Source organism: Pseudomonas mosselii (assembly GCF_019823065.1).
Classification (GTDB): domain Bacteria; phylum Pseudomonadota; class Gammaproteobacteria; order Pseudomonadales; family Pseudomonadaceae; genus Aquipseudomonas; species Aquipseudomonas mosselii.
In genome coordinates this window covers 5825555-5851851 of the sequence record NZ_CP081966.1, presented here as the reverse complement: position 1 = coordinate 5851851, position 26297 = coordinate 5825555, and the positions used below count along the sequence as shown (strand labels likewise).

Sequence of the window (26297 nt, the reverse complement as noted above, 5' to 3'; positions counted from 1 at the left end):
AGCGAGGCCACCTAAACGTAAGTTTCAAACAACTGTTTGACCGAAAGCCGCCAAGAGCTGGTCGGTATCCGCGGTCTCCCCACCGAACTCATCACAGAGGTTCATCGCAATGCCTGATTACAAAGCCCCCTTGCGTGATATCCGCTTCGTCCGCGACGAGCTGCTCGGCTATGAGGCGCACTATCAGAGCCTGCCGGGCTGCCAGGACGCCACGCCTGACATGGTCGACGCGATCCTGGAGGAAGGCGCGAAGTTCTGTGAAGAGGTGCTGGCCCCGCTGAACCGCGTCGGCGACCTCGAGGGCTGCACCTGGAGCGAGTCGGGCGTGAAGACCCCGACCGGCTTCAAGGAAGCCTACCAGCAGTTCGTCGAGGGCGGCTGGCCGAGCCTGGCCCACGATGTCGAGCACGGCGGCCAGGGCCTGCCCGAGTCGCTGGGCTTGGCCCTGAGCGAAATGGTCGGTGAGTCGAACTGGTCGTGGGGCATGTACCCGGGCCTGTCCCATGGCGCGATGAACACCATCTCCGCCCACGGCACCCCCGAGCAGCAGCACACCTACCTGACCAAGCTGGTGTCCGGCGAGTGGACCGGCACCATGTGCCTGACCGAGCCGCACTGCGGCACCGACCTGGGGATGCTGCGCACCAAGGCCGAACCTCAGGCCGACGGCAGTTACAAGGTTTCCGGCACCAAGATCTTCATCTCGGCCGGTGAGCACGACATGGCCGACAACATCGTCCACATCGTCCTGGCCCGCCTGCCCGACGCCCCGGCTGGCACCAAGGGCATCTCGCTGTTCATCGTGCCGAAGTTCCTGCCCAACGCCGAAGGCGGTGCGGGCGAGCGCAACGGCGTGAGCTGCGGCTCCCTCGAGCACAAGATGGGCATCCACGGCAACGCCACCTGCGTGATGAACTTCGACGGCGCCACCGGCTACCTGATCGGCCCGGCCAACAAAGGCCTGAACTGCATGTTCACCTTCATGAACACCGCTCGCCTGGGTACCGCGCTGCAAGGCCTGGCCCACGCCGAGGTGGCGTTCCAGGGTGGCCTGAAGTACGCCCGTGACCGCCTGCAGATGCGCTCGCTGACCGGCCCGAAAGCGCCGGACAAGGCCGCTGACCCGATCATCGTCCACCCGGACGTGCGTCGCATGCTGCTGACCATGAAGGCCTTTGCCGAAGGCAACCGCGCGATGGTGTACTTCACCGCCAAGCAGGTGGACATCGTCAAGTACAGCCAGGACGAGGAGGAGCGCAAGAAGGCCGACGCCCTGCTGGCCTTCCTGACCCCGATTGCCAAGGCATTCATGACCGAAGTTGGCTTCGAGGCCGCCAACCACGGCGTACAGATCTACGGCGGCCACGGCTTCATCGCCGAGTGGGGCATGGAGCAGAACGTGCGCGATAGCCGTATCTCCATGCTGTACGAAGGCACCACCGGCATCCAGGCCCTCGACCTGCTCGGCCGTAAAGTGCTGATGACCCAGGGCGAGGCACTCAAGGGCTTCACCAAGATCGTCCACAAGTTCTGCCAGGGTCAGGAAGGCAATGCAGCCACCAAGGAGTTCGTCGAGCCGCTGGCTGCGATCAACAAGGAGTGGGGCGAGCTGACCATGAAGATCGGCATGGCCGCGATGAAGGACCGCGAGGAAGTGGGTGCCGCTTCGGTGGACTACCTGATGTATTCCGGCTACGCGTGCCTGGCCTACTTCTGGGCCGACATCGCCCGCCTGGCTGCCGAGAAACTGGCGGCCGGCACCAGCGAAGAGGCGTTCTACACCGCCAAGCTGCAGACTGCGCGCTTCTACTTCCAGCGCATCCTGCCGCGTACCCGCAGCCACGTCGCGGCGATTCTCTCCGGCGCCGACAACCTGATGGCGATGAAGGAAGAAGACTTCGGTCTGTCCATCTAAGCCAGTTGGTTGTACGAAAAACCGCCTGCCCTTACCGGCAGGCGGTTTTTTTTCGCCTGGATTTCAGCTGCGACTTACGCGGTCGTCTGTGGGAGCGGCCTTGCGTCGCGAAAGGGCTGCAGAGCAGCCCCAGGATTCCAGCGTTGATGCAAAGATCGCCGGGGCTGCTTTGCAGCCCTTTCGCGACGCAAGGCCGCTCCCACAGGGAACGCGTAAACAGGAAAAATCCTACCGGGTGTCGCATCCCGTAACGAGAAAGTCTCAAGCTTGGCCCCTGATCTGCCGTTAAAGCGGGCATCTGTATTCATCTATTTATGTGCACTGCCGATGAAGTAGGGGCACAATGCCATTATTGATCTGCCGGGTCGGAGATTACCCTTGTTTCGTCTATCCGCTGTACGCGCGAGCCACTTCCTGCCTTCGCTGATTCTGTTGCTGGCAGGGCTTGCGGCAGCCTATGTAAGGGACCTCAGCGTCTTCTTCACATCGCTGTTCAACGTTCTACCCACCTTGGTGCTGTTGCTGGGTGGCGCCTACTGCGCCGTGTACCGCCGCCAGCGCGAGCTGTTCCTGATGGTCACGGTGTATATCGCCTATTTCCTGCTCGATACCCAGACCGATTTCTACCGCGACAACGGCCGGGTCCGCGAGGACGCGGCGGTGATCTTCCACCTGGTGTGCCTGCTGCTGCCGGCGCTGTTCGGCCTGTACGGGGCGTGGCAGGAGCGCACCCACCTGGCCCAGGACCTGCTGGCGCGCTTCGCCGTGCTGTTCGCCGTGAGCAGCGTGGCGGTGGCGCTGGAGCAGAGTTTTCCCGAGGCGCTGCTGGGCTGGTTGGCCGAGATCCGCTGGCCCGCGCTGCATGGCCAGTGGATGAGCCTGATCCAGCTGGCCTACCCCTTGTTCCTGGCGGTGTTCATCCTGCTGGTGGTGCAGTACCTGCGCGAGCCAAGGCCGTTGCATGCCGCGCAGATCATCGGCCTGATCGGCATCTTCTGGATGCTGCCCAAGACCTTCATTCTGCCGTTCACCCTGAACATCATGTGCAGCCAGGTGATGCTGATGATCGCCGCTGCGGTGTCCCACGAGGCCTACCAGATGGCCTTCCGCGACGAGCTGACCGGCCTGCCCGGGCGGCGGGCCCTCAACGAGCGCATGCAGCGCCTGGGGCGCAACTATGTGATCGCCATGACCGACGTCGACCACTTCAAGAAATTCAACGACACCCACGGCCACGACGTCGGTGACCAGGTATTGCGCCTGGTCGCCAGCCGCCTTTCCAAGGTGACCGGCGGCGGGCGCGCCTACCGTTACGGCGGCGAGGAGTTCGCCCTGGTGTTCGCCGGCAAGACCGCCGAAGAGTGCCTGCCGCACCTGGAGGCGGTGCGCGAGATGATCGCCAACTACGCCATCCAGCTGCGCGACCAGAACAGCCGGCCGCAGGATGATTCCACCGGGCGCCAGCGCCGTGGCGCAGGGGCCAACACCACGGTGTCGGTGACCATCAGCATCGGCGTCGCCGAACGCCAGGTCGAGCACCGCAATCCCGACGAAGTGCTCAAGTCTGCCGACCAGGCGTTGTACAGCGCCAAGGGCGCGGGGCGTAACTGCGTCATGACCTTCGGCCAGCAATCGAGGCGCGGCGCCGTGCGCATGGCGTGAGTTGTTGTGTGACTATGTAAGACTATTCGGTCGCATGATGACCCTATGTCTCGTAAAAGTTGTTCGGTTACACTGCGGTCATCCCAGTGCCGCGGCCCCGACGGGCCGCCCCGACCCCGATAGCGAGAGGTTGTCATGGCTGAATATAAAGCGCCCCTGCGCGATATGCGCTTCGTCCTCAATGAAGTCTTCGACGTGGCCACGCTCTGGTCGCAACTGCCCGGCCTGGCCGAGGCGGTCGATGCGGACACGGCCATGGCCGTGCTGGAGGAGGCCGGCAAGGTCACCGGCAAGACAATCGCGCCGCTGAGCCGCGCCGCCGACGAAGAGGGTTGCCACTGGGACAACGGTTCGGTGCGTACCCCGGCGGGCTTCATCGAGGCCTACCAGACTTATGCCGAAGGGGGTTGGGTCGGCGTTGGCGGAGATCCGCTCTTCGGTGGCATGGGCATGCCCAAGGTCGTCTCGGCGCAGGTCGAGGAGATGGTCAACGCCTCGAGCCTGGCCTTCGGCCTTTACCCGATGCTGACCGCCGGCGCCTGCCTGTCGATCAACGCCCACGCCAGTGAAGCGCTCAAGGAAAAGTACCTGCCGAACATGTACGCCGGCGTCTGGGCCGGTTCCATGTGCCTCACCGAGCCCCACGCCGGTACCGACCTGGGCATCATCCGCACCAAGGCCGAGCCTCAGGCCGACGGCAGCTACAAGATCAGCGGCACGAAGATCTTCATCACCGGCGGCGAGCACGACCTCACCGAGAACATCATCCACCTGGTGCTGGCCAAGCTGCCGGACGCCCCGGCAGGTCCGAAGGGCATCTCGCTGTTCCTGGTGCCCAAGTTCCTGCTCAATGAGGATGGCAGCCTCGGCGCGCGCAACCCGGCCACTTGCGGCTCGATCGAGCACAAGATGGGCATCCAGGGCTCGGCCACCTGCGTGATGAACTTCGACGAGGCGGTCGGCTACATCGTCGGTGAGCCGAACAAGGGCCTGGCGGCCATGTTCACCATGATGAACTACGAGCGCCTGGGGGTCGGTATCCAGGGCCTGGCTTCGGCCGAGCGCTCCTACCAGAACGCCGTGGAGTACGCCCGCGACCGTCTGCAGAGCCGTGCTCCGACCGGGCCACAGGCCAAGGACAAGGTGGCCGACCCGATCATCGTCCACCCGGACGTGCGCCGCATGCTGCTGACCATGAAGGCGCTGACCGAAGGCGGTCGCGCGTTCTCCACCTATGTGGCGATGCAGCTCGACAGCGCCAAGTACAGTGAAGACGCCGCGGTCCGCAAGCGCAGCGAGGAGCTGGTGGCGCTGCTGACCCCGGTGGCCAAGGCCTTCCTCACCGACCTGGGCCTGGAGTGCACCGTGCATGGCCAGCAGGTCTTCGGCGGCCATGGCTACATCCGCGAATGGGGCCAGGAGCAACTGGTGCGCGATGTGCGCATCACCCAGATCTACGAAGGCACCAACGGTATCCAGGCGCTGGACCTGGTCGGCCGCAAGGTGGTGGCCAGCGGCGGCGCCTACTACACGCTGTTCGCCGACGAGATCCGCCAGTTCATCGCCACCGCCGGCGGCGAGCTGGGTGAATTCACCAAGCCGCTGGCGGCATCCCTTGATCAGCTCGATGAGCTGACTGCCTGGGTGCTGGACCAGGCCAAGGGCAACCCCAACGAAATCGGCGCGGCCTCGGTCGAGTACCTGCACGCGTTCGGCTACGTCGCCTACGCCTACATGTGGGCATTGATGGCGCGGGCGGCCAAGGCCGGTGACGGGGATGCCGACTTCTACGGTGCCAAGTTGGGCACGGCGCGGTTCTACTTCGCACGCCTGCTGCCACGGGTTCACTCGCTGGTGGCATCGGTGAAGGCGGGGAGCGAGTCGCTCTATCTGCTGGACGCCGCGCAGTTCTAACCATTGCTGGGCTGCATAGCAGTCCGTTGCGGCTCAAGGCTGCTCTTGCAGGGGGATGCAATCCTTCTGCAGGGGCGGCCTTTTGCTTTGTCAGGGTGGTGTGTTTGTGCAAGGACTGCTTTTGTAAGCTTTGGCTTACACGACGTAGTGACGTTTCGCCTCTTTCCTAAGATTGGATCCACGGTTACTCTTTCTTACATGGACGTAGCGCAGGACGCGCAATGGACAGAGCAGGACGCCTTACACGGAAGTAGCGCAGGAAGCGCGAAAAGATAGAACAGGGACACGAAGGATTTCCTGCCAGGACGGCGGGTTGATAGGGATGTCGAAGGGAAACAGTCTGGAAAACCCCGCTTAGGCGGGGTTTTCTTTGTGCGCGTATTTTTCAGCCGAGCACATCCAGTGGCGAGGCACCCAGCTGACGTTGGTCGGCTTCCTCTTCCAGCAAGGTCCGCAGCAGCTCCACCGAAGCCTGCTGGCGCTGGGCATCGCGGAACACCAGGCCGACCTTGAGCGGCACCCGCGGCTCGCTCAGGGGCTTCCACAGCAGTTCCTGGTCGTCCTGCGCGGCATCCTTGGCTCGGCCCGGCAGGATGGTCGCCAGCGCCGTGTGCGCCAGGCTGTCGAGGATCCCCGCCATGTTGTTCATCTCGGCCTGCACCTGGGGCCTGCGACCCTGACTGGCCAGCTGCGCCTTCCAGATCTGGCGGATCTGGAACTCCTCGCCGAGCATCAGCATCGGCAGCTCCGCCGCCTGGCGGATAGAGACCTTCTTGAAGTCTTTCAGCGGGTGGGTCCTGGGGATCACCAGCTGAAGCTCATCCTCGTACAGCAGCAAACCATGCAGCCCCGGCTGGCGCGGCGGCAGGTAGCTGATGCCGATGTCCAGGCTGCCATTGAGCAGGCGCCGCTCGATCTCCGACCCTGACAGTTCATAGATCTGCACCACCAGATGCGGCTGGGCCTTGCGCACCCTTTCCAGCAACTGAGGCACCAGGCTTGGCCGCACGGTCTGCAGCACGCCGATGGCCAGGGTGCGCAGCGACTGGCCCTTGAAGTTGCCCATGGCTTCGTGGGCCCGTTGCAGACCGTCGAGCAGGGGCACGGCGTGGTTGTACAGGGTGTGGGCGGCCAGCGTGGGCAGCAGGCGCTTGTTGCTGCGTTCGAACAGGCTCAGGTCGAGGCTATGTTCCAGCTGGCGGATCTGCTGCGACAGTGCTGGCTGCGACAGTGACAGACGTTCGGCGGCGCGGCCCACATGGCCCTCTTCGTAGACCGCGACGAAGTAACGCAGTTGTCGGAAATCCATAAGTGATACTTATCGAAAAAGCTGGAAAAACGAAATGGCCGCAAATTGGCCGTAAGCCTAGTCTATCGCCGTATTCCAACGGGTTACAGCGGTCTTCAAGGCGATTGTTACCCCGAATGAAAAACACTTTTGATAGGCAAGGCAAAATATCCGATTCCGGCGCCAGACCGGAACCTTGACCGCCCACCCGTGATTGGCCGGAGCCCCGATGAACCTGTTCAACCTGCGCCGCTCGGCGCCCGCCGTCGCCGAGCCCAAGCGTGCTCCGGTGATCGAGCCGGCCGGCGCGCAGCTCTCCCGCGAGCGGCTGATGCCCAGCACCGAGCGTGCGCCGCAGGTGTTCGTGCGTGGCCAGGGTTCCTGGTTGTGGGACAGCGAGGGGCACGCCTACCTGGACTTCACCCAGGGTTGCGCGGTCAACAGCCTGGGGCACAGCCCGAGCGTGCTGGTCAAGGCGCTGGGCAACCAGGCCCAGGCGCTGATCAACCCCGGTGCGGGCTATCACAGCCGCGGTCTGCTGAGCCTGGTCGAGCTACTATGCCAGCGCACTGGCAGTGACCAGGCCTACCTGCTCAACAGCGGTGCCGAAGCCTGCGAGGGCGCGATCAAGCTGGCGCGCAAGTGGGGCCAGCTACACCGCAACGGCGCCTATCACATCATCACCGCCAGCCAGGGTTGCCATGGGCGCACCCTTGGGGCGTTGTCGGCTTCCGATCCGCTGCCGTGCAACCGCTGCGAGCCCGGCTTGCCGGGCTTCAGCAAAGTGCCGTTCAACGACTTGGCGGCGCTGCACGCGGCGGTCGACTCGCGCACCGTGGCGATCATGCTCGAGCCGATCCAGGGCGAAGCCGGCGTGATCCCGGCCACCCGTGATTACCTCCAGGGTGTCGAGCGCCTATGCCGTGAGCTTGGCATTCTGCTGATTCTCGATGAAGTGCAGACCGGTGTAGGACGCTGCGGCACCCTATTGGCAGAAGAATCCTACGGAGTGCGGGCCGACATCATCACTCTCGGCAAGGGCCTGGGCGGTGGCGTGCCGCTGGCGGCGCTACTGGCTCGTGGCCGTGCCTGCTGCGCCGAACCGGGCGAGCTGGAGGGCAGCCACCATGGCAACGCGCTGATGAGCGCTGCAGGGCTGGCCGTGTTGCAGACCGTGCTGGAGGCGGGCTTCTTCGAGCAGGTGTTGGACAGTGGCCGGCACCTGCGCGATGGCCTGAGCCGCCTGGCGGGTCGCTACGGCCAGGGCGAAGTGCGTGGCCAGGGGCTGCTGTGGGGTCTGCAACTGCGTGAAGACAGCGCGGCGCAGCTGGTCGAGGCCGCGCTGCAGGAGGGCTTGCTGCTCAATGCGCCGCAGGCCGACGTGGTGCGGTTCTCGCCGGCGCTGACCGTGAGCAAGGGCAATATCGACGAGATGCTCCTGCGCCTGGCCCGGGCGTTCGCCCGCCTGCATGCCCAGCAGCACAACCGCCGCGAAGTGCCGGCCTGACCGATTGCTCCGGCATACAGAATTTCAACGAACCGTCTGGCGTTCCTGCGCATCGCCCCTGGCCTGAAATACATGGCCCGGGGCGTTTTTTTTGCTTGGTGGAACCTCTGCGAGGCACGGCTAGTCTGTGTTGATACACCCTCAAGGAGCGCAGCACATGGACTTCATCCGCATCATCATCGCCATCATCCTGCCGCCGCTGGGCGTGTTCCTCCAGGTGGGGTTCGGCGGGGCGTTCTGGCTGAATATCCTGCTGACCTTGCTGGGCTATATCCCCGGGATCGTGCATGCGGTGTACATCATCGCCAAGCGCTGAGATCAAAGACCGCTCTGCAAGCCCGCTCCCACGCCGTTCCGGTTGAAGCCTGGAACGACGTTTGCCCTACCGGCCAAGCAACCGGCAGTAGAACCTCCACTCTTCCTCGAGCGCATGCGCCAGGTTCGCCGCCTGGCGCAAGCCATGCCGCTCGCCCGCGTAAAAATGCCCCTCTGCCTCGATACCATTGGCCTTGAGCGCCTCAAGCATGCTGCGGGTCTGCTCCGGCACCACTACCGCGTCCAGCTCACCCTGGAAGAAGATCACCGGTACCTTGATCCGCCCGGCGTGCAGCAGCGGCGTGCGCTGGCGATAACGCTCGGCATCGCGCCGGGGGTCGCCGATCAGCCAGTCCAGGTAGTCGCCTTCGAATTTGTGGGTGGCCCGCCCCAGCGCTTCGGGGTCGCTGACGCCGTACAGGCTGGCGCCGCCGCGGAAGACGTCCCGGAAGGCCAAGGCGCACAGGGTGGTGTAACCGCCGGCGCTACCGCCACGAATGAAGGCTTGGTCAGGGTCGATCAGGCCCTGGCCGGCAAGGTGGGCGACTGCCGCGCAGGCATCTTCCACATCACTCGCTCCCCAGTTCAGGTGCAGTGCCTGGCGGTAGGTGCGACCATAGCCGCTGCTGCCCCGGTAGTTGAGGTCGGCGACGGCAAAGCCGCGCTGGGTCCAGTACTGGATGCGCGGGTCGAGCACCGGGTAGCAGGCCGAAGTCGGACCGCCGTGAATGAACACTACCAGCGGCGATGGCCCGCCCGTGCCTTGCATGGCGGGGTAGAAGAATCCGTGGGCGGTGCCTTCGCCACTGGCGTAACGAATCGGTTGTGGAAGACTGATGTCCTCGGCGGGCAGCACCTCGGCGCCACCTGCCAGCACTTGGACTTCATGGCTGCGCCGGTCGATGGCGATTACCGCCGGTGGGCTGATCGGCGAAGCGGCTACGGCATAGAGCTGTCCGTCATCCAGCGCCAGGCCACGGAAACGCGTGTACGCACTGGCATAACGCTCCACCTCGCCATCGGCGCGGCGCAGCCCCAGTTGGCCGAAACCGTCCTCGAACCAGCTGGCCAGGTAGCTGGACGGGCCAAGGGCCAGCCAGGTGCTGGCGCCCAGTTGCCAGGGGGCGGCGGCATGATCGGCGGGCGCGGCGGGCAGGCGTTGCCAGTGTCCGTCGAGTTCGCCCCAGGGCTGCCAGAAACCGTCGCGGTCGGACAGGCAGTACAGGCGGCCTTGCCCATCGAAGCGCGGCTGTTGCAGCGATTCGTCCTGCCCGGCGATGCAGCATGCCGGGCCCCAGGCGCCAGAAGGTTCGCGTTCCCGGCACATCAGGCGGGTGACGGTCCAAGGTTGGGCAGGTCGGTTCCATTCGATCCAGGCCAGTCGGCAGCCGTCGGGGCTCAGCGTGGGTGAGGCGTAGAAGTCGGCCCCTTCGGCCAGGATTTGCCGATGCTGCGTCGAGAGACCCACCAGGCGATGCACAACCTGTTCGCCATGCTGCTCTTCGACGGCCAGCACCTGACCGGCCTGCCACTGCACGTCGCCATAGCGGCAGTCGTCGGCGTGGGTGAGCGGGCGCGGTGGGCTGCCATCCAGGGCCTGCAGGTAGACCTGCTGGTCCTTTTCGTTGACGAACACCAGCCCGTCGTCGCCCAGGCAGAAGCTGCCGCCACCGTACTCATAGACCCGGCTGCGCACACTGAACCCGTCCGGGGTCAGGCAGCGGGCCTGCTGATCGCGCCAGTGCCAGACCCGGCAGGCGCCATCGGCGGGGCGGAACTCGTTCCAGAACACCCCTTGCGCGCCGACCTTGAGCTCGGCGAAATCGGTGCCAGCGGCCACCGCCTGGGCGGCGCTGAACTCAGCCACGGGCGATGACATGGGAATTGCGCTCGTTGCGGAAGGTCATCTGTTCGATCTCCAGCGTTGCGTGTTCGGCCTCCTCGCGGGCCTTGAGGATGATGCCATGGTCCGGCGACTTGCCGCACACCGGGTCCGCCTTGCTGGCATCGCCGGTGAGCATGAAGGCCTGGCAACGGCAGCCACCGAAGTCCTTCTCCTTCTCGTCACACGAGCGGCACGGTTCGGGCATCCAGTCATAGCCGCGGAAACGGTTGAAACCGAACGAGTCGTACCAGATATGCCGCAGGTCGTGGTCGCGCACATTGGGGAACTGCACCGGTAGCTGGCGTGCGCCATGGCACGGCAGCGCGGTGCCATCCGGCGTGATGGTCAGGAACAGGCTGCCCCAGCCGTTCATGCAGGCCTTGGGGCGCTCTTCGTAGTAGTCCGGGGTGACGAAGATCAGCTTGCACGGCTTGCCTTCGGCCTTGAGCTTGTCCCGGTACTCGTTGGTGATGCGCTCGGCCCGCTCCAGCTGGGCGCGGGTCGGCAGCAGGCCCAGGCGGTTGAGGTGCGCCCAGCCGTAGAACTGGCAGGTAGCCAGTTCGACGAAGTCGGCCTCCAGGGCCAGGCACAGCTCAATGATGCGGTCGATCTTGTCGATATTGTGCCGGTGGGTGACGAAGTTGAGCACCATCGGATAGCCATGGGCCTTCACTGCCCGGGCCATCTCCAGCTTTTGCGCGAAGGCTTTCTTGGAGCCGGCCAGCAGGTTGTTCACCTGCTCGTCGCTGGCCTGGAAGCTGATCTGGATATGGTCCAGCCCGGCCTGCTTGAACGCGGCGATCTTCTGCTCGGTCAGGCCGATGCCGGAGGTGATCAGGTTGGTGTAGTAGCCCAGGCGACGGGCTTCGCCGATCAGCTCGGTGAGGTCCTGGCGCACCAGCGGCTCGCCACCGGAGAAGCCGATTTGCGCGGCGCCCATCTCGCGGGCTTCGGCCATCACCTTGAACCACTGCTCGGTGCTCAGCTCCTTGCCCTGCTCGGCGAAGTCCAGCGGGTTGGAGCAGTACGGGCACTGCAGCGGACAGCGGTAGGTGAGCTCGGCCAGCAACCACAGCGGCAGGCCTACCGGCACCTCAGGCGAGGGTGATCCAGTGTTCGGCACGGGCCACCTCCATGAATTGCTCGATGTCGTCGGCGACTTCGGGCACACCGGGGAACTGCCGCTCGAGTTCGGCGATGATCAAAGCGACACTGCGCTGGCCATCAATGAGCCCGCCGATCAGCCCGGCGCTGTCGTTGAGCTTGATCATCCCCTCGGGGTACAGCAGCACATGGCCCTTCTGCGCCGGCTCGTACTGGAAACGGTAGCCGGGGCGCCAGGCGGGCACCTGTTGACGGTCGAAACTCATAGGGCGATCCCCTTGTGCCAGACCCGCTCACTTGTGACGCTGTGATACGGCGGGCGGTTCAGTTCATAGGCCATGCTCATGGCGTCGAGCATGCTCCACAGGATATCCAGCTTGAACTGCAGGATCTCGAGCATGCGTTCCTGCCCCTCGCGGGTGGTGTAGTGCTGCAGGGTGATCGCCAGGCCGTGCTCCACATCGCGCCGGGCCTGGCCCAGGCGGGTGCGGAAGTACTGGTAGCCGGTCGGGTCGATCCACGGATAGTGCTGCGGCCAGCTGTCCAGGCGCGACTGGTGGATCTGCGGGGCGAACAGTTCGGTCAGCGAGCTGCTGGCGGCTTCCTGCCAGCTGGCGCGGCGGGCGAAGTTGACGTAGGCGTCGACCGCGAAGCGCACGCCGGGCAGCACCAGCTCCTGGCTGCGCAGTTGGTCGGGATCCAGGCCCACGGCCTGGCCGAGGCGCAGCCAGGCTTCGATGCCGCCGTCCTCGCCGGGCGCGCCATCGTGGTCGAGCAGGCGCTGGATCCACTCGCGGCGCACTTCGCGGTCCGGGCAGTTGGCCAGGATCGCGGCATCCTTCATCGGGATGTTGACCTGGTAGTAGAAGCGGTTGGCCACCCAGCCCTGGATCTGCTCGCGGGTGGCGCGGCCTTCATACATCGCCACATGGTAGGGGTGATGGATGTGGTAGTAGGCGCCCTTGGCGCGCAGGGCCTGCTCGAACTCGCCAGGGGACATCGGCGTTGCGTCGCTCACAGGGCCTCCTTACAACTCGATGTTCATGCCATCGAAGGCGACTTCCACGCCCCGGCGCTGCACTTCGGCGCGTTCCGGCGAGTCTTCGTCGAGGATCGGGTTGGTGTTGTTGATGTGGATAAGCACCTTGCGCTGGCGCGGGAAGCCATCCAGCACCTCAAGCATGCCGCCTGCGCCGTTCTGCGCCAGGTGGCCCATCTCGCGGCCGGTGCGGGTGCCGACGCCGCGGCGCTGCATTTCATCATCCTCCCACAGGGTGCCGTCGACTAGCAGGCAGTCGGCGCCGTGCATCATCTCCAGCAACTTGGCGTCGACCTGGCCCAGGCCCGGTGCGTAGAACAGCTTGCCGCCGGTGCGGGTGTCTTCCACCAGCAGCCCGAGGTTGTCGCCCGGGTGCGGATCGAAACGGTGCGGGGAATAAGGCGGCGCGGCGCTGCGCAGCGGGAAGGGGGTGAAGCGCAGGTTCGGGCAGGCGTCGATGACGAAGCTGCCTTCGAGCTCGATGCGGTTCCACACCAGGCCGCCGTTCCAGTGGCTGAGCATGTTGAACAGCGGAAAACCGGTGGTCAGGTCCTGGTGGACCATGTCGGTGCACCACACCTGGTGCGGGCAGCCCTCGCGCAGGCTGAGCAGGCCGGTGGTGTGGTCGATCTGGCTGTCGAGCAGGACGATGGCGTCGATACCGGTGTCGCGCAGGGCGCGGGCCGGCTGCATCGGCGCGAACGCCTGGAGCTGGGCGCGGATGTCCGGCGAGGCATTGCACAGGATCCAGTGCTCGCCGTCGTCGGACAGGGCGATGGACGACTGGGTGCGCGCGGTGGCGCGCAGGGTACCGTCACGGTAGCCCTTGCAATTGACGCAGTTGCAGTTCCACTGGGGGAACCCGCCACCGGCGGCGGAACCGAGGATCTGGATGTACATGGGTACTCTCTAGCCGGAAAGGTTAACCCGAAAGCCATATCGGAAAAACACAAACGCCCCGGCGGGCCGGGGCGTCTAACTGCGCAGCCGTTTAACGGTTGGCGAAGTACATGGTCACTTCGAAGCCGATACGCAGGTCAGTGTATGCAGGTTTGGTCCACATGGGCTTGCTCCTTCCGGATGGGGTTTGGGGTGGTCGGCTCATTATTGGGTACTCCCCGCAGAGAGAGGTTCCATTGGCCGAGATTGCGCTATCTTACAAGAAAAATTTGTACCGAAAGGTTAATTCTTCGAAAAGCGCCATTGCATTTGCGGTAACAATCTCACCGTTTTTTCATAGCCATTCGGCGTCCGGGGCACTGGCATTGGCCAGGCACAACCAACCGTGCCTGGCATCGAGCAACTGCTGGAGCAACGCATCCAGCTGGCCTTGTTCGACATTGAGGATAGACCTTCGCATGCGCGACAGGTCGGCATTGTGTGTCGCGATATGTGCCTGCCAGGCCCATTGCGTGACATCGGCGTTGGTCATCGCTGTCTCGTCGAACTGATCGGCCAGCTGCGCTCGCGCCGCTGGGGCCAGCGCGACGCCCTCGCGCAGCAGGTCCAGCAGATGGCCCAGGATCTGTGCGTGGCTGGCGTGCGGCGATTGCACGCCGAACAGCAGCCCGCCGTAGCCTTCGATCTGACGAAAGGCGCTGAACACGGCGTAACCCAGCTGCAGCTCGACGCGCAGACGCTGATAGACCGGGCCTTGCAGCACGTGGGCGAGCAGTCGACCGGCGGCCTGCAGATCAGCCGGCAGCGGGAAGAACAGCAACAGCGCGGGCTCGCTGCCCGAAGTCGGGATCTGCCGCCAGTGGCGTCCGAGGATCGGGCACGCTGGCGAGGGGGCGATCGGTTGTCCCATGAGGCCTTGCAGTGCCGTGCCCAAGGCGCCCTGTTGGGCGGGGGCGAACCCTTGCGCCAAACCCTGCCAGCGGGCTTGCTGCCAGAGTGCGTCGAGCCGCGGCTGGTCCAGGGTGCAAGCCGGCTGCGGTTGCTCTTCACCCATCAGTAAAGCGTCCGGCAGTGCCTTCAGCAGCGCACGGATCGGTATCAGCGGTGCTTCGGCTGCCGCTGGCGAGTACCAATGCTCCTGGGCTGGCGTGCGCAGCAAGGTCAGGGCCTCGTGCGTGGCATTGATCACGGCCAGCGGGTACCCCGCGAGGCGCAACTGCCAGTAATCGCCAATGGCCTCGAAGCCCAGTCGCAACGCTGCCTGGTCGGCACGCTCGCGCAGGGGTTGCAGACTATGTTGCAGAACGACCTGCATGCGCTGACGCAGCGGCGAAGGAATGTGCCAACGCAGGTTGAGGCTCGCAAACTGACGAGAGGGCGGCAGGCAGTCACCGAGACCAAGTCCTGCTGGCAACGGCGTATCGATCATGGGAAGTTCGGTTGCCAGCAGCACTTCATCTGGAGGCAATTGCCAGTCTCCGGCATTCGAGGAAGGCAGGTCCCACAGCAGTGCAGCAAAGGCTTCCACGCCTTGTGTCCCCAGCCCTGCGAAAGGCCGGCCGGCACTGTCGCGCTGTGCCAGTTCCATTGCGCTGGCGGCCTGTTCGTGGCGTTGCTGCAGGCGGGCGAAGCGGTCGTTTAGCGGCTTGTGGTCCAGTTGGCGCAGAAAACCCAGCCAGCCGTGCAGCAGCTCCCGAGTCTCGGTCAGGCAGGCCTGGTCCGACAGTTCCAGCTGGACATGCCAGAGCAACTGCCCGGCATGGGCGTGGAGTTGTTGCGCCTTGCAGCCCAGCAGCCAGCCGCGCTGGCGCAAGGCATCCAGCCAACCGCCGGGTCTGCTGTCGGTGAGCTGGGCCAGCAGCAGCTCGAGCGCCTGCTCTGCGCCATCCGGCAGTCCATCATGGGCGAACAGCAGGTCGTGGCGCTTGCCCCATGCGCCTGGTGGGTGCAATGGCGCGTCGAGCAAGGCGGGTGGCCGTTGCCGGGCGACGCTTTCGCCCTTGGCGAACAGACCACCGAACTGCCTGCCCAGGTGCGCCAGCTCATCCAGCGGCTGCGGGCCGGCCAAGCTCAGGGTGAGTTGCCCGCCCTGGTAGAAGTCGTGGTGGAACTGCCTCAGCCCTTGCTGGAAGGCCTGGCTTTCCAGCGGCAGGCTGTACCGGTTGCCGGCGTGGAAGCCGGTGAGCGGATGGCGCGCCGACACCGACTGCAACAAGGCGAACTGACGCTGGGCCTCGGGGTTGCGCGACCAGGCGATGAACTCGGCATGGATCACCTCGCGCTCGCGGCGCTGGCGTTCGATGGCGAAGTCCGGCTCGGCGAGCATCTGGCACAGACGCTCCAGCCCACCGGCCAACGCTGTGGGGGGCACGTCGAAGAAGAAGTCGGTGGTGCGTTCGCGGGTACTGGCGTTGACTTGGCCACCCAGGCCCTGGACGTAGCGCATCAGGCCGTCGTCCAGCGGAAAACGCCTGTTGCCGAGGAAGAACAGGTGTTCGAGAAAGTGCGCCAGGCCCGGCCAGCGCGCGGGTGCGTCATGGCTGCCGGCATGCACCCGCAACGCCGTCGCCGCACGCTTGAGGCGTGGCGCGTGGCGCAGGGTCAGGTGCAGGCCGTTGGCGAGGGTGAGGTGGCGAATGGCGTCGGACATGACGCCATGCTAGCGTGCAATGCCGAGGTTGTCTGTTCTGGCCCTGTCGCTGTTAATGCAGATCCCGACGCAGGTCCGCCAGGTAGGGAAACGCCTCCCGACCTCTCAATACCCGCTCGCGTTGCAGATCCGCCAGCAACAGCCCCTCTTCGTCCCCGGCCATCGCCAGCACATCACCATCCGGCCCGACGATGCTGCTCTGCCCGCAGTATTGGATCTCGCCTTCGCTGCCGCAGTAGTTGGCGTATACCAGATAACACTGGTTCTCCTGCGCCCGCGAGCGCACGGTCACCTGGCAGACGAAGTCGTAAGGCGCCATGTTCGCCGTCGGCACCAGGATCAGCTCGGCGCCGTTCAGCGCCAGGCGTCGGGCGTTCTCCGGGAATTCGATGTCGTAGCAGATCAGCAGCCCGACCTTCCAGCCGTCCAGCTCGACCACCGGAAAGTGATCGTCGCCCGGGCTGAACATCGAGCGGTCCAGCTCGCCGAACAGGTGGGTCTTGCGGTAGTTGCACAGGCTGCGGCCATGGACGTCGATCAGTTGCACGCTGTTGTGGATCGACCCGTCCTCGGCCCGTTCCGGATAGCCGTAGACGATGGCGATCCGGTGCGCCTGGGCGATCTCGACGACACTCATGGCCGAGGGGCCGTCCTCGGCCTCGGCCAGGCGTTCCACCTGGTCCAGGCCGATGTTGTAGCCGCTGAGGAACATTTCCGGGCACACCAGCAACTGCGCACCTTGGGCGGCAGCCTGCTGGGCCTGGTGCTGCAGGCGCTCGAGATTGCCGGGCACGTCCAACGGCTTGGGCGTGCCCTGGAACAGGGCGATGCGCATGGCGCTACTCCTTCGCTCAGTCGGCCAGGGCGATCGGGCCGATCTCGTGGAACACATCGCCCGGGCCGGGGTTGTCCGGGTGGGTCTGGCCACCGAAGTGGTTCATGATACCCCACACGGCATTGAGCGAAGTCTGCACAGCGCCTTCCACCCAGGCCGGGGTCCACGACACGTCGTCACCGGCGATGAAGATGCCGCGCTGTTCGGCGGGCATATCCTGCTGCATGAAGTGCGCGTACATGCGCTGGTTGTAGCGGTAGTGGCCCGGCAGCGCGCCCTTGAAGGCGCCGAGGAAGTGCGGGTCGGCCTCCCACGAGATGGTGATCGGGTCGCCGATGATATGCCCGGCGATATCGGTCTTGGGGTAGATCTTCTTCAGCGCGTCGAGGGCCAGCTGCACGCGCTTTTCGGTCGGGTGCGGCAGCATCTTCAGGGCGTCGCTCATCCACGCGTATGACAGGCAGATCACCCCAGGCTTGTCGTCGCCGTTGTCGAACAGGTAGGTACCACGGGTCAGGCGGTCGGTGAGGGTCATGCTCATCAGGTCGCGGCCAGTTTCCGGGTCCTTGTCCTTCCAGAACGGCCGGTCGACCATGACGAAGGTCTTCGACGACTGCATATAGCGGGTGCGGTCCAGGGCCATCCACATCTTTTGCGAGAACAGCGACTCCTCGCAGTCGATCTGGGTGGTCAGCAGCCAGCTCTGGCAGGTGGTGAGCACCGCCGCGTAGTGGCGCACGTCGCCGTAGTTGTCGGTGACCGCCAGGCGCCCGTCGCTGGCCCGGGCGATGCGCTTGACCCCGGTGCGTGGCGCGCCGCCGTGCAGGCCGCTGAGGCTGGTGCCGGCCGGCCAGTGGGCGCAACGTTCCGGCACATGGCGCCAGATGCCCTGCGGCACCTGCTCGACGCCGCCGACCACCAGGTGCTGGTGATCGTCGCAGTTGGTCATCACCACGCGGAAGATTTCCAGCATCGAGTTGGGGAAGTCCGAGTCCCAGCCGCCGGTGCCGAAGCCGACCTGGCCGAACACCTCGCGGTGCTGGAAGCTCAGCTTGGCGAACGAGCGCGAGGTGGCGACGAAGTCATAGAAGGTGCGGTCGTCCCACAGCGGCACCAGCTTGTTCCAAAGGTCCTTGAGGCGCGGCACGTCGCGGTCGCGGATGGCCTGCTGGATATCGCCGAACTGCGCGCCGCTCTCCAGGGCGTCGGCCCAGGCGTCGGCCACTTCGTGGAACAGCTGCGGCAGGTCGGCGGATTTTTCGGCGTAGTAGGTCTGGCCTTCCAGGTCGATCACCGTGCTGCCCGAAGCCGGGGTCAGCGGGTTGGGGAAGGGCCTGGTCTCAAGGCCAAGCTTGTCGACGTAGTGGTAGAACGCGGTGGACGACACCGGGAAGCGCATGCCGCCCAGTTCGGCGACGATGCCGTCGGTGCCGTTGAACGCCTGCGAGCGCAGCCGGCCACCCAGCTTGGAGGCCTCGTACACCACGGGCTTGAGGCCCAGCTTCATCAGCTCGTAGGCCGCCACCAGCCCGGCGATGCCACCACCGACGATCGCCACCTCTTCGCCATGGCGCTCCTTGGGGATGCTGCCCAGGCCGGCCGGGTGCTCCAGCCAGTCGTCGAAGGCGAACGGGAAGTCGGGGCCGAAGATGGTGATGGGTTTCTTGCCGTCGGCGGGGTGGCGGTTTTTCTTGTTCATGTAATGACCTTGCCAGGGGCTGCGCAGGGGGCGGAGCCTGAGTATAGAGAATGCCTGGTGGCCATTTTATGAAGTGGGGTGTTCGTTATTAAGGTGCAGATTGGCGTCGTTATGTGATTTGTTTCGTCATAGTGTTCTATTTTTTGCAGAAAATGACGATTTTAACCCGGTATCAGCTGCTCTCTTTGTGGGGGCGGGCTTGACCCGCGATCACCGGCGAAGCCGGTGCCATACACCGCATCGCGGGGCAAGCCCGCTCCCCAGCCGGTGATGCTTGCAACTTTGTTTCCTGCGCGCCCCCTATAGCGACCGCGTCTTTCTGACGAGAATCAGCTTGGTCCTACAGAGACAAGTAATAACAGGAAGTATCCTACGAGCCATGTAGCCTCGGTCTGGCAGTTTGGGAGAACCCTTGGCGGTTAACTTCAGCCGGTCACCGCCTATTCGGTGATCGGGCGTGAGAACCCTCTTCCAACTTGAGCGCCGAGGCATGCGTTATGGCAGCCTTGCGCGGGCAGGCTTTTGCCTGGCCGGTTTCCAAGTTGGCCGGATTCTCACCCCGCGTACGGCTGCCACCCAATTCCCGTGAGAAGGATGCAGATGGCAGTAATCCCTGGCTCAACTTGGATACTGCGCTATGAAAAAGATCGTCCCCGACCCACCCCTCGCCCTGAACCCGACCACCGAGCAGTCCTTCTGCTCCTGCCAGTCCAGTCATCCCCCCATCTTCACCGTGCGCCCCGGCGTCGATGCCGCCGACGCCCTGGTCCATGCCAGCATGCTGGCCCGGGCCATCCAGGAAATCGCCGACGACTACGCCCAGCACCATGCCCCCGAGGCGGGGCGGGCGATGATCTGGTCGATCCTGCATTCGGCGGAAACGGTGCGCGCGCTGTTGGAAGGGCTGCTCGACGCGATGGAGGCTTGATGGTTGGGGCCGTGGTCAGCCCGGCTGGCCGCGGTCTACCTTGCTGCTGAGGATGATCGACGTGGTTGTCTTCTCCACCCCATCCAGGCTGCCGATCTGGTCGAGCAACTGGTCCAGTTGCTCTGGCGAATCACTGTTCAGCCACGCCACATAGTCGAACTCGCCACTCACCGCGCACAGTTGCTGTACCTGGCCCATGGCGCCCAGGCGGCGCACGATGTCCTTGCCCGAGCGCGGCTGCGCCTTGATCCCCACGTACGCCTGCAGTCCGCCGCCCAGCAGGCGCTGGCCCAGGCGCACGCCATAGCCGGTGATGACCTTGCTCTTCTCCAGCCGCGCCAGGCGCGAGTTCACGGTGGTGCGGGCGATGCCCAGCTGGCGGGCGAGGGTGGCGACGCTTTCGCGGGCATTGATCTGCAACAGGGCGATCAACTGGCGATCGATTTCGTCGAGGGTGATGGCGCGGGCGTCTGGCATGGCGAGTCTCGGCAGTGGGCCCGCTAGACTAGCCAGCACCGGCCGCGGAGGGCAAGACGCTAGATGGCAGTGCGGCTTTGAATTACCCAATCGGCCGCGCTTTCTACAGGGTGGCCCATTGCTCGGATCAAGAGTGTACGGGGTGGAGCGTGATTTCTGCGTCCAGTTTCTGGCTGGCCTCCAGGCACCAGCGGTGCAGCGCTGAGTCGATCGCTACTTTGTCCGCTAGTTGTGCCAGGGGAACTGCTTTGGCGAAGCAGCGATAGCCTGGCTTGTCTTGGTCGTTGACCTCTCCATCAGCTGGGTAGCTGATAGCCGACCAGACGTTCCAGTACCAGTTGCCCGGTGCTGGCACATCACAGATGACTACCGAAATCAGCAGCTCGCTCTCCGTTGCGACGACCGGCGTGTCACTGAACTGGCCAGTGTATTTGTTGTACCCCGTATCGCTGCGCACCCAGGCTCCGAACATCAGGTCACCCTTGAGGTGGGTGTGTGGTTTATCGGCCTGATTCTGCGGGCAGCGTAACCAGATCACCGAAAGGTCATAAAACGGCAGGTAACGCAGGCCACTGGCCGTGCGATTTTCAAGGCCGGCCACGCTTTGTGGCAGCGAGTGGACGTACGCTTGGTGATAGTCCTTGGCGCCCAGACGGTCGCGGATATAGCCCAGCAACTCGAACATCCGTTGTTGATAATCGGCGAGCAATCTATAGGCGCGACGCACGTCGAGCAGTGCGTTGTTCAGAGGATCGGTCATGCAAGGCTCCATGCCGCGAAAGCACCAGGTGGCGTTTCAATGTGAACCGGTCGCAAGGCGTCGAGCCATTGCACCGGATGGGTTTTAAGGTTGTGCCAGGCATAGCACCGTGAAAGATCGTCGAGCAAACGCTGGCCGCCTGTGGATCCTTCTGCCAGCTCGTTTTCCACCACCTGGAACAACTGCTGCCAACTGCGGCAAACCAGATTGAATGTTTTCTGGGGCTGGCCATTCAGTTCATTGTGCAGTGCATCGAGCAACAGCTGACATGTCTGTGTAGACGTATCCTCAAGCCCTCCCAGCGTCAGCAGGATGCTGGCTGCTTCCAACTGGCCGCCGTGCCAGCCGGCTCTGAGCTCGCGTGCCAACTGCTCGGGCTCCTGCTGGCGGCAGTGATCGTAGCGCTTGGCCTCAATTACAAGGGTGCGCTTACCGTCGCTCATAACCACGTCGGGCTCTACGCGTTTAGCCTCGGGTAGGTACCAGGAGGGCCAGAAGGCAATGCTTTCCAGTGGGCCGAACGGCTCACCAAGCAACGCTTCGAAGATGGCGCAGAACTGTACGTCAGGCAGGTAGGCCAAGCGTTCGAAGAGCGTGGACGTCAACACGTCCTCGGCGCCTTCGCTACGTTCGATTGCAAGCGCCTGATCGAGTAGGCCGGTACCCCGTTTCTTGCCGGCTAGTACGGCGTTGAGCATGACGGTTCCTTCGTCTGGGTCGATGTGTTGGCAGGCCTCATTGCGAGATGCCGTGATGGCGGCGTCATCCTAGCAAGGACTATCGCGTAGTGCTTGTGTCCATTTGTCATCCTCGCAAACATGACAAAGCCGCGCCAATGCGCGGTTTTGTCATGTTTGCGAGAATGTAAAGGTCGTCGATGGTCACCGCGCAGCGCTGGTCTGCGCCGTGGTCGCACAAGGCGACTTCAGGCCGACAGTCATGCTCTCGACGTTGTCGAGCATCTGGTTGCCCTGGTTGACCTTCTGGGCGTTCTCCGCCAACTGCATGCGCTGGTCATAGGTGGCCGAGGTGCCATTCATGCTGTGCTTGGTTTCCAGCACCGAGTTGGCGATGCTCAGCAGGCTGCGGCCGGTGGAAATCAGGTTGTCGGTAGCGCTGGGCGTGCAGGGCGCATTGCCGCCGGCCATCTGGCTGGGCTGCTGGCCCTGGTTGTAGGAACCCGGCGCCACGCAACCGGCAAGTGTTACCAGCATGGGTGCAATGAGCAGGGCTCCAAGCGTTCCTTGGATATTCATGTGTCGTTCCCTCGATCACTGGGCTCCGACTCGGTGCCGAAGCGATGGAGGGATTCTAGAAACGTGGCATCGGCGGCGAAATAGAACGGGTGTGCTAAAGGCATTTTGCCGCTGCCACCGGTGCCTGCCTTGCCATGGGAGAAGTACGAAATTTGCGCCTGCACAAGCGGGCAAGTTGCAGGACGTCATGCAAAAAAAACCGCGCAACTGCGCGGCTTTTTCATTTCTGGTGGGCCCACACGGACTCGAACCGTGGACCAAAGGATTATGAGTCCTCTGCTCTAACCGACTGAGCTATAGGCCCTCAGCAGGAGCGCTGGATTATAACGAGGGTTTCGATAGGGTGCCATCCGAAAGATCCGTTTGTGCTATGCGAAGAAAGGTCGCCGCGAACTCGTCCGGCGGCAGCGGCAGGCTGACGATGTAGCCCTGGATCTGTTCGCAGCCTTCGGCGGCCAGGAAGCGCTGCTGCGCCTGGTTTTCCACGCCCTCGGCAATGATCGTCAGTTGCATGCTGCGGCCCAGGGCAATGATGGCGCGGGCGATGGCGGCGTCGTGGGGATCGTCGGGCAGGCCGCGGATGAACGACTGGTCGATCTTGAGGATGTCCAGCGGCAGGCGCTTGAGGTAGCTGAGTGACGAGTAGCCGGTGCCGAAGTCGTCGATGGCCAGCTGAACGCCCAGCAGCTTGAGCTGGTGCAGCACACTCAGCGCTTCCTCGGCCTGGCTCATGATGAAGTTCTCGGTGATCTCCAACTGCAGGTCGCCGGCCTTGAGCTGGTAGCTGCGCAGCAGCTGTTCGATGCGCCGGGCCAGGTTGGGCTGGCGCAACTGGGCGCCGGCCAGGTTGATCGAGAGCGGGCCGAAGGCGTGGTAGGCCTTCTTCCAGGCGTGCATCTGCCGGCAGGCCTGCTCCAGCACCCAGTCGCCGAGCTGCAGGATGGTGCCGTTCTCCTCGGCCAAGTGGATGAACTGCTCGGGCGGCACTTCGCCGAAAGTGGGATGGGACCAGCGGACCAGCGCCTCGGCGCCGACCAGGCTCTGGGTCTTGAGGCTGAACTTGGGCTGGTAGCACAGGCTCAGCTCGTTGCGCTCGATGGCGCGGCGCAGCTCGTGTTCCAGGGCAATGCGTTCGCTGGCCTGGGTGGTGAGCTCGCGGGTGTAGGCCTCGACGCGGTTGCGACCCTTGGCCTTGGAACGGTACATCGCGGCGTCGGCGTTGCGGATCAGGCTGGCGACATCGGTGCCGTCCTGCGGGTACAGGCTTATGCCGATGCTGGCGCTGGTGAAGAATTCGTGCTCGCCGGCCTGGAATGGTGCATGGAAGCCGGCCAGCAGCTTGTTGGCGATGGCGCTGGCATCGCTGGGTTTGTGCAGGCCGGGCAGGAGGATGATGAACTCGTCGCCGCCGAGGCGGGCCACGGTGTCCACGTCGCGCACCTGCTCCTTGAGGCGCTGGGCGATGCCCTTGAGCAGCAGGTCGCCCACCGGGTGGCCGAGGCTGTCGTTGATGTGCTTGAAGCGGTCGAGGTCGAGGAACAGCACCGCGCCCTGGCGGTTGGACACCTGGGCGCAGGTCAGCGCGCCCTGCAGGCGGCTTTCGAACAGGGCGCGGTTGGGCAGGCCGGTGAGCGGGTCGTGGTGGGCTTGGTAGTCAAGTTTGGCCTGGGCGTGCTTGAGGCTGGAGATATCGGCGAACACGGCGACGAAGTGGGTAATCTCGCGCTCCTGGTTGCGCACGGCGCTGATGGTCAGCCAGCCGGGGTACAGCTCGCCGTTCTTGCGCTTGTTGAAGATCTCGCCCTGCCAGTGACCCTCGGCGGTCAGCTGGTGCCACATGGCGGCGTAGAAGGCACTGTCGTGCTGGCCGGAGGCGAGCAGTCGCGGGGTCTGGCCGAGGGCCTCGATCTCGCTGTAGCCGGTGATCTCGCTGAAGGCGCGGTTGACCGCGCTGATGCGCTGGTCGGTGTCGGTGATCAGCACCCCCTCGGCGGTGTTCTCGAACACCGTGGCGGCCAGCTGCAGCTTTTCCTGCATCAGGTGGCGCTCGGTGATGTCGCGGGCGATGGTCAGCATGCAGTCGACGCCGCCGATCGGCAGTGGCCGGGCGGACAGCTCGCAGAGACGGATCTGCCCGTCGCTGCGACGGATATGGCAGCTGAAATCGCGCACGAATCCGTCGCGCTGCAGTTGGTCGACCAGGCGCTGGCGCTCGTTGAGGTCGACCCAGATGCCCAGGTCCAGCGAGGTCTGGTCGACCGTGGTGCTGATGTCGTAGCCGGTCAGGCGGCAGAAGCCTTCGTTGACCTCCAGCAGCAGGCCGTCGCTCTGGCGCGACAGCAGCAGGCCGTCGGGGGAGGCGTGGAAGGCCTTGGCGAACTTCTCTTCGGAGGTCTGCAACTGTTGCTGGGTTTCCTTGAGCTGGCTGATGTCGCGGATCGCTACCACCAGTGCCGGCATACTGTCCAGTTCGAAGGTTTCGGCCGAGGTCAGGCCGGTGAACAGTTCGCCGTTGCTGCGGCGGAAGGTCATTTCCAGGTTGCGAATGCCGCCCCGGTGCAGGCGTTCGAGCAGCGCCGGGCCGGTGCCGGCCACGCCCCACAGGCCGAGCTCGGTGGCGGTGCGACCGATCACCTGGGTGGGGCTCAGACCGATCAGCTCCTCGAAGGCTTCATTGACCTCCAGCAGGCAGCCATCGCTGTGCCGGGCTATGACCAGGATGTCCGGACACTGCTGGAACACCGAGGCGAACTTCTGCTCTGACAGGCGCAGGGCATCCTCGGTGTGCTTGGTTTCGCTGATATCGATCATCAGTCCGCGCATCAGCGGCTTGTGGCCGTGCTCGATCATGCTGACGATATTGCGTACCCACAGGGTGTGGCCGTCGGCGCGGATCACCCGGTAGTCGAGGCTGTGGTCGCGCCCGGCTGCCGTTTCGCTGTCGCAGTAGGCCTGCGCCCAAAGGGCGTCCTCCGGGTGCAGGATGCTGCGCCAGAAGCCGGGCTTGAGCCATTGCGCCGTGGGGTAGCCGAGCAGGTCTTCGGCATGGGGCGAGACATAGCTGTAGCTGAAGTCGTTGGCGTCGGCTTCCCAGGCCACCGCCGACAGGCTCTCGACCAGGCCGCGATAGTGGTACTCGCTGCTGCGTAGTTCCTGCTCCAGGGCTATGCGCCGGGAAATCTCCGAGCTCAGGCGCCGGTTGATGCGGATCACCACCGCCAGTATGGCCATCAGCACCAGCACCGCCGGCAGGCCATAGAGCAGGACATCGTGCCAGAAGGTCCGCTGATCGACGACGTTGCCCACCCAACGTTGCTGGATACGGCTGACTTCACTGCTGCTCATGTCGGCCATCACCTTGTCGAGGATGCCGACCAGCACCTTCTGCTGCCGGGGCACGGCCATGGCCAGCTGGTAGCGGTACGGTGTCTCGCCGCTGACATACAGGCCGTCCAGCTTGAGCTGGCGCAGGCTCCAGATGCTCGAGGCAAGGTCGCCGACCACCGCGTCCACTTCGTCGGTGGCCAGGGCCTGCAGGGTCGAACTGACATTGGGCATGGCCACCAGGTTGAGGTCGGGGTGGTGGGTGCGCAGCAGCTCGTGGGGGGCGTAGTTTTCCACCACGGCGATCTTCAGGCCGTAGAGGTCCTTGAGGTTGCGTGGTTGCGCGCCGCCGGAGTGGGCGAGGATGACGATCGGGAAGTCCAGGTAGGGGCGGGTGAAGGCCAGGTAGTTCTGGCGCTCCGGAGTGGACATGATCCCGGGGAGCAGGTCGAGGCGATTGCTGCGCGCCTGTTCGAGCACTTCTGTCCAGCTGCTGGGCTCGATCGGCTTGAGGGTGACCCCCAGACGTTCCTGGATCACGGCGATGTAATCGGCGGCCAATCCCTGGTAGCGACCTTCCTGGTCGCGGAATTCGAACGGCGGCCATGAAGCATCGACGCCCAGGCGCAGCTCGGGGTGGGCGCTGAGCCAGGCTTGTTCCTCGTCGGTCAGGGTCAGGGCGCCGGCCGTTGTGTTCCAGGTGAGCAGGAGCAGCAACAGGAAGGCCGGCATCATGGGCATAGCGGCCTCTCGATCAGGGGGTCTGATTCGAGTGTAGACGGGCATTCCACCCGCTGGGTAGACAGTGGCAACGACCTTCTGTCACATAAGAAAAACCC

The 26297-nt window shown here is 64.5% G+C and carries 21 protein-coding genes and 1 tRNA gene; 6 read left to right on the top strand and 16 right to left on the bottom strand.

Going from position 1 to position 26297, the window contains the following annotated elements:
* Nucleotides 1-109: 109 nt before the first annotated feature.
* The 3 genes from K5H97_RS27285 (at nt 110) to K5H97_RS27275 (ending at nt 5491) form a co-directional block, all read left to right on the top strand.
* Nucleotides 110-1915, top strand: a complete 1806-nt coding sequence (locus K5H97_RS27285) for a phenylacyl-CoA dehydrogenase (protein ID WP_028689064.1) — start codon at nt 110-112, stop codon at nt 1913-1915.
* Nucleotides 1916-2293: 378 nt separating this feature from the next.
* Nucleotides 2294-3577 carry a GGDEF domain-containing protein gene (locus tag K5H97_RS27280; protein ID WP_028689063.1) on the top strand — a complete coding sequence of 428 codons (1284 nt, stop codon included), beginning with the start codon at nt 2294-2296 and terminating at the stop codon, nt 3575-3577.
* Nucleotides 3578-3712: 135 nt separating this feature from the next.
* On the top strand, nt 3713-5491 hold the full coding sequence (locus K5H97_RS27275) for an acyl-CoA dehydrogenase C-terminal domain-containing protein (RefSeq protein ID WP_028689062.1): 1779 nt from the start codon (nt 3713-3715) through the stop codon (nt 5489-5491).
* Between the two features lie 385 nt (nt 5492-5876).
* Here K5H97_RS27275 and K5H97_RS27270 read toward each other — a convergent pair whose 3' ends face one another.
* Nucleotides 5877-6800: a LysR family transcriptional regulator gene (locus K5H97_RS27270; protein ID WP_028689061.1), complete on the bottom strand. Its 924-nt coding sequence runs from the start codon at nt 6798-6800 to the stop codon at nt 5877-5879.
* A 208-nt stretch (nt 6801-7008) separates the two neighbouring features.
* Here K5H97_RS27270 and K5H97_RS27265 point away from each other — a divergent pair, with 208 nt between their 5' ends.
* Both K5H97_RS27265 and K5H97_RS27260 read left to right on the top strand, forming a co-directional pair.
* Complete coding sequence (locus K5H97_RS27265) at nt 7009-8286, top strand: aspartate aminotransferase family protein (protein WP_028689060.1); 1278 nt, start codon at nt 7009-7011, stop codon at nt 8284-8286.
* Between the two features lie 157 nt (nt 8287-8443).
* Nucleotides 8444-8602 (top strand): YqaE/Pmp3 family membrane protein, encoded by a 159-nt coding sequence (locus K5H97_RS27260; protein WP_009681539.1) that lies wholly within the window; start codon nt 8444-8446, stop codon nt 8600-8602.
* 66 nt (nt 8603-8668) lie between these two features.
* On the opposite strand, the gene K5H97_RS27255 is transcribed toward K5H97_RS27260, so the two are convergent.
* The 9 genes from K5H97_RS27255 to K5H97_RS27215 all read right to left on the bottom strand — a co-directional run bounded on the left by K5H97_RS27255 (nt 8669) and on the right by K5H97_RS27215 (nt 18713).
* Nucleotides 8669-10480: a S9 family peptidase gene (locus tag K5H97_RS27255; protein ID WP_028689059.1), complete on the bottom strand. Its 1812-nt coding sequence runs from the start codon at nt 10478-10480 to the stop codon at nt 8669-8671.
* The gene (gene pqqE, locus K5H97_RS27250; RefSeq protein ID WP_028689058.1) at nt 10461-11609 is read right to left on the bottom strand and encodes a pyrroloquinoline quinone biosynthesis protein PqqE; all 1149 of its coding nucleotides are present in this window, start codon (nt 11607-11609) and stop codon (nt 10461-10463) included. The genes K5H97_RS27255 and pqqE overlap by 20 nt, the downstream gene beginning before the upstream one ends.
* Complete coding sequence (gene pqqD / locus K5H97_RS27245) at nt 11581-11856, bottom strand: pyrroloquinoline quinone biosynthesis peptide chaperone PqqD (protein ID WP_028689057.1); 276 nt, start codon at nt 11854-11856, stop codon at nt 11581-11583. Before pqqD ends, pqqE begins: the two co-directional genes overlap by 29 nt.
* Complete coding sequence (pqqC, locus tag K5H97_RS27240) at nt 11853-12590, bottom strand: pyrroloquinoline-quinone synthase PqqC (protein ID WP_211258408.1); 738 nt, start codon at nt 12588-12590, stop codon at nt 11853-11855. The genes pqqD and pqqC overlap by 4 nt, the downstream gene beginning before the upstream one ends.
* Nucleotides 12591-12617: 27 nt before the next feature.
* On the bottom strand, nt 12618-13529 hold the full coding sequence (gene pqqB, locus K5H97_RS27235; protein ID WP_028689055.1) for a pyrroloquinoline quinone biosynthesis protein PqqB: 912 nt from the start codon (nt 13527-13529) through the stop codon (nt 12618-12620).
* A 91-nt stretch (nt 13530-13620) separates the two neighbouring features.
* Complete coding sequence (gene pqqA / locus K5H97_RS27230) at nt 13621-13692, bottom strand: pyrroloquinoline quinone precursor peptide PqqA (protein ID WP_003243383.1); 72 nt, start codon at nt 13690-13692, stop codon at nt 13621-13623.
* 171 nt (nt 13693-13863) lie between these two features.
* Nucleotides 13864-16179: a pyrroloquinoline quinone biosynthesis protein PqqF gene (gene pqqF / locus K5H97_RS27225; protein ID WP_028689054.1), complete on the bottom strand. Its 2316-nt coding sequence runs from the start codon at nt 16177-16179 to the stop codon at nt 13864-13866.
* 52 nt (nt 16180-16231) lie between these two features.
* The gene (locus K5H97_RS27220) at nt 16232-17014 is read right to left on the bottom strand and encodes a carbon-nitrogen hydrolase family protein (protein ID WP_028689053.1); all 783 of its coding nucleotides are present in this window, start codon (nt 17012-17014) and stop codon (nt 16232-16234) included.
* Nucleotides 17015-17030: 16 nt separating this feature from the next.
* The gene (locus K5H97_RS27215) at nt 17031-18713 is read right to left on the bottom strand and encodes a flavin monoamine oxidase family protein (RefSeq protein ID WP_028689052.1); all 1683 of its coding nucleotides are present in this window, start codon (nt 18711-18713) and stop codon (nt 17031-17033) included.
* 637 nt (nt 18714-19350) lie between these two features.
* On the opposite strand from K5H97_RS27215, the gene K5H97_RS27210 reads away from it, so the two are divergent.
* Nucleotides 19351-19641, top strand: a complete 291-nt coding sequence (locus K5H97_RS27210) for a DUF3077 domain-containing protein (RefSeq protein WP_028689051.1) — start codon at nt 19351-19353, stop codon at nt 19639-19641.
* A 15-nt stretch (nt 19642-19656) separates the two neighbouring features.
* Here the strand turns inward: K5H97_RS27210 and K5H97_RS27205 are convergent, their stop codons facing one another.
* The 6 genes from K5H97_RS27205 to K5H97_RS27180 all read right to left on the bottom strand — a co-directional run bounded on the left by K5H97_RS27205 (nt 19657) and on the right by K5H97_RS27180 (nt 26199).
* Complete coding sequence (locus tag K5H97_RS27205; RefSeq protein ID WP_028689050.1) at nt 19657-20118, bottom strand: Lrp/AsnC family transcriptional regulator; 462 nt, start codon at nt 20116-20118, stop codon at nt 19657-19659.
* A 127-nt stretch (nt 20119-20245) separates the two neighbouring features.
* A complete protein-coding gene (locus K5H97_RS27200; RefSeq protein ID WP_028689049.1) occupies nt 20246-20878 on the bottom strand; it encodes a hypothetical protein in 633 nt (210 codons plus the stop codon).
* Nucleotides 20875-21576 (bottom strand): hypothetical protein, encoded by a 702-nt coding sequence (locus K5H97_RS27195; RefSeq protein ID WP_028689048.1) that lies wholly within the window; start codon nt 21574-21576, stop codon nt 20875-20877. Before K5H97_RS27195 ends, K5H97_RS27200 begins: the two co-directional genes overlap by 4 nt.
* A 183-nt stretch (nt 21577-21759) precedes the next feature.
* Nucleotides 21760-22134, bottom strand: a complete 375-nt coding sequence (locus tag K5H97_RS27190; RefSeq protein WP_028689047.1) for a hypothetical protein — start codon at nt 22132-22134, stop codon at nt 21760-21762.
* 227 nt (nt 22135-22361) lie between these two features.
* Nucleotides 22362-22438, bottom strand: a tRNA-Ile gene (locus K5H97_RS27185).
* Nucleotides 22439-22455: 17 nt separating this feature from the next.
* On the bottom strand, nt 22456-26199 hold the full coding sequence (locus K5H97_RS27180; protein ID WP_028689046.1) for an EAL domain-containing protein: 3744 nt from the start codon (nt 26197-26199) through the stop codon (nt 22456-22458).
* Nucleotides 26200-26297 lie beyond the last annotated feature (98 nt).

Bases quoted from the DNA above. Each gene is read 5' to 3' on its own strand.
- K5H97_RS27285 (WP_028689064.1), top strand. From the start codon at position 110: ATGCCTGATTACAAAGCCCCCTTGCGTGATATCCGCTTCGTCCGCGAC.
- K5H97_RS27275 (WP_028689062.1), top strand. From the start codon at position 3,713: ATGGCTGAATATAAAGCGCCCCTGCGCGATATGCGCTTCGTCCTCAAT.
- K5H97_RS27270 (WP_028689061.1), bottom strand. From the start codon at position 6,800: ATGGATTTCCGACAACTGCGTTACTTCGTCGCGGTCTACGAAGAGGGC.
- K5H97_RS27265 (WP_028689060.1), top strand. From the start codon at position 7,009: ATGAACCTGTTCAACCTGCGCCGCTCGGCGCCCGCCGTCGCCGAGCCC.
- K5H97_RS27260 (WP_009681539.1), top strand. From the start codon at position 8,444: ATGGACTTCATCCGCATCATCATCGCCATCATCCTGCCGCCGCTGGGC.
- K5H97_RS27255 (WP_028689059.1), bottom strand. From the start codon at position 10,480: ATGTCATCGCCCGTGGCTGAGTTCAGCGCCGCCCAGGCGGTGGCCGCT.
- pqqD (WP_028689057.1), bottom strand. From the start codon at position 11,856: ATGAGTTTCGACCGTCAACAGGTGCCCGCCTGGCGCCCCGGCTACCGT.
- pqqC (WP_211258408.1), bottom strand. From the start codon at position 12,590: ATGTCCCCTGGCGAGTTCGAGCAGGCCCTGCGCGCCAAGGGCGCCTAC.
- pqqB (WP_028689055.1), bottom strand. From the start codon at position 13,529: ATGTACATCCAGATCCTCGGTTCCGCCGCCGGTGGCGGGTTCCCCCAG.
- pqqF (WP_028689054.1), bottom strand. From the start codon at position 16,179: ATGTCCGACGCCATTCGCCACCTCACCCTCGCCAACGGCCTGCACCTG.
- K5H97_RS27220 (WP_028689053.1), bottom strand. From the start codon at position 17,014: ATGCGCATCGCCCTGTTCCAGGGCACGCCCAAGCCGTTGGACGTGCCC.
- K5H97_RS27215 (WP_028689052.1), bottom strand. From the start codon at position 18,713: ATGAACAAGAAAAACCGCCACCCCGCCGACGGCAAGAAACCCATCACC.
- K5H97_RS27210 (WP_028689051.1), top strand. From the start codon at position 19,351: ATGAAAAAGATCGTCCCCGACCCACCCCTCGCCCTGAACCCGACCACC.
- K5H97_RS27205 (WP_028689050.1), bottom strand. From the start codon at position 20,118: ATGCCAGACGCCCGCGCCATCACCCTCGACGAAATCGATCGCCAGTTG.
- K5H97_RS27200 (WP_028689049.1), bottom strand. From the start codon at position 20,878: ATGACCGATCCTCTGAACAACGCACTGCTCGACGTGCGTCGCGCCTAT.
- K5H97_RS27195 (WP_028689048.1), bottom strand. From the start codon at position 21,576: ATGCTCAACGCCGTACTAGCCGGCAAGAAACGGGGTACCGGCCTACTC.
- K5H97_RS27190 (WP_028689047.1), bottom strand. From the start codon at position 22,134: ATGAATATCCAAGGAACGCTTGGAGCCCTGCTCATTGCACCCATGCTG.
- K5H97_RS27180 (WP_028689046.1), bottom strand. From the start codon at position 26,199: ATGCCCATGATGCCGGCCTTCCTGTTGCTGCTCCTGCTCACCTGGAAC.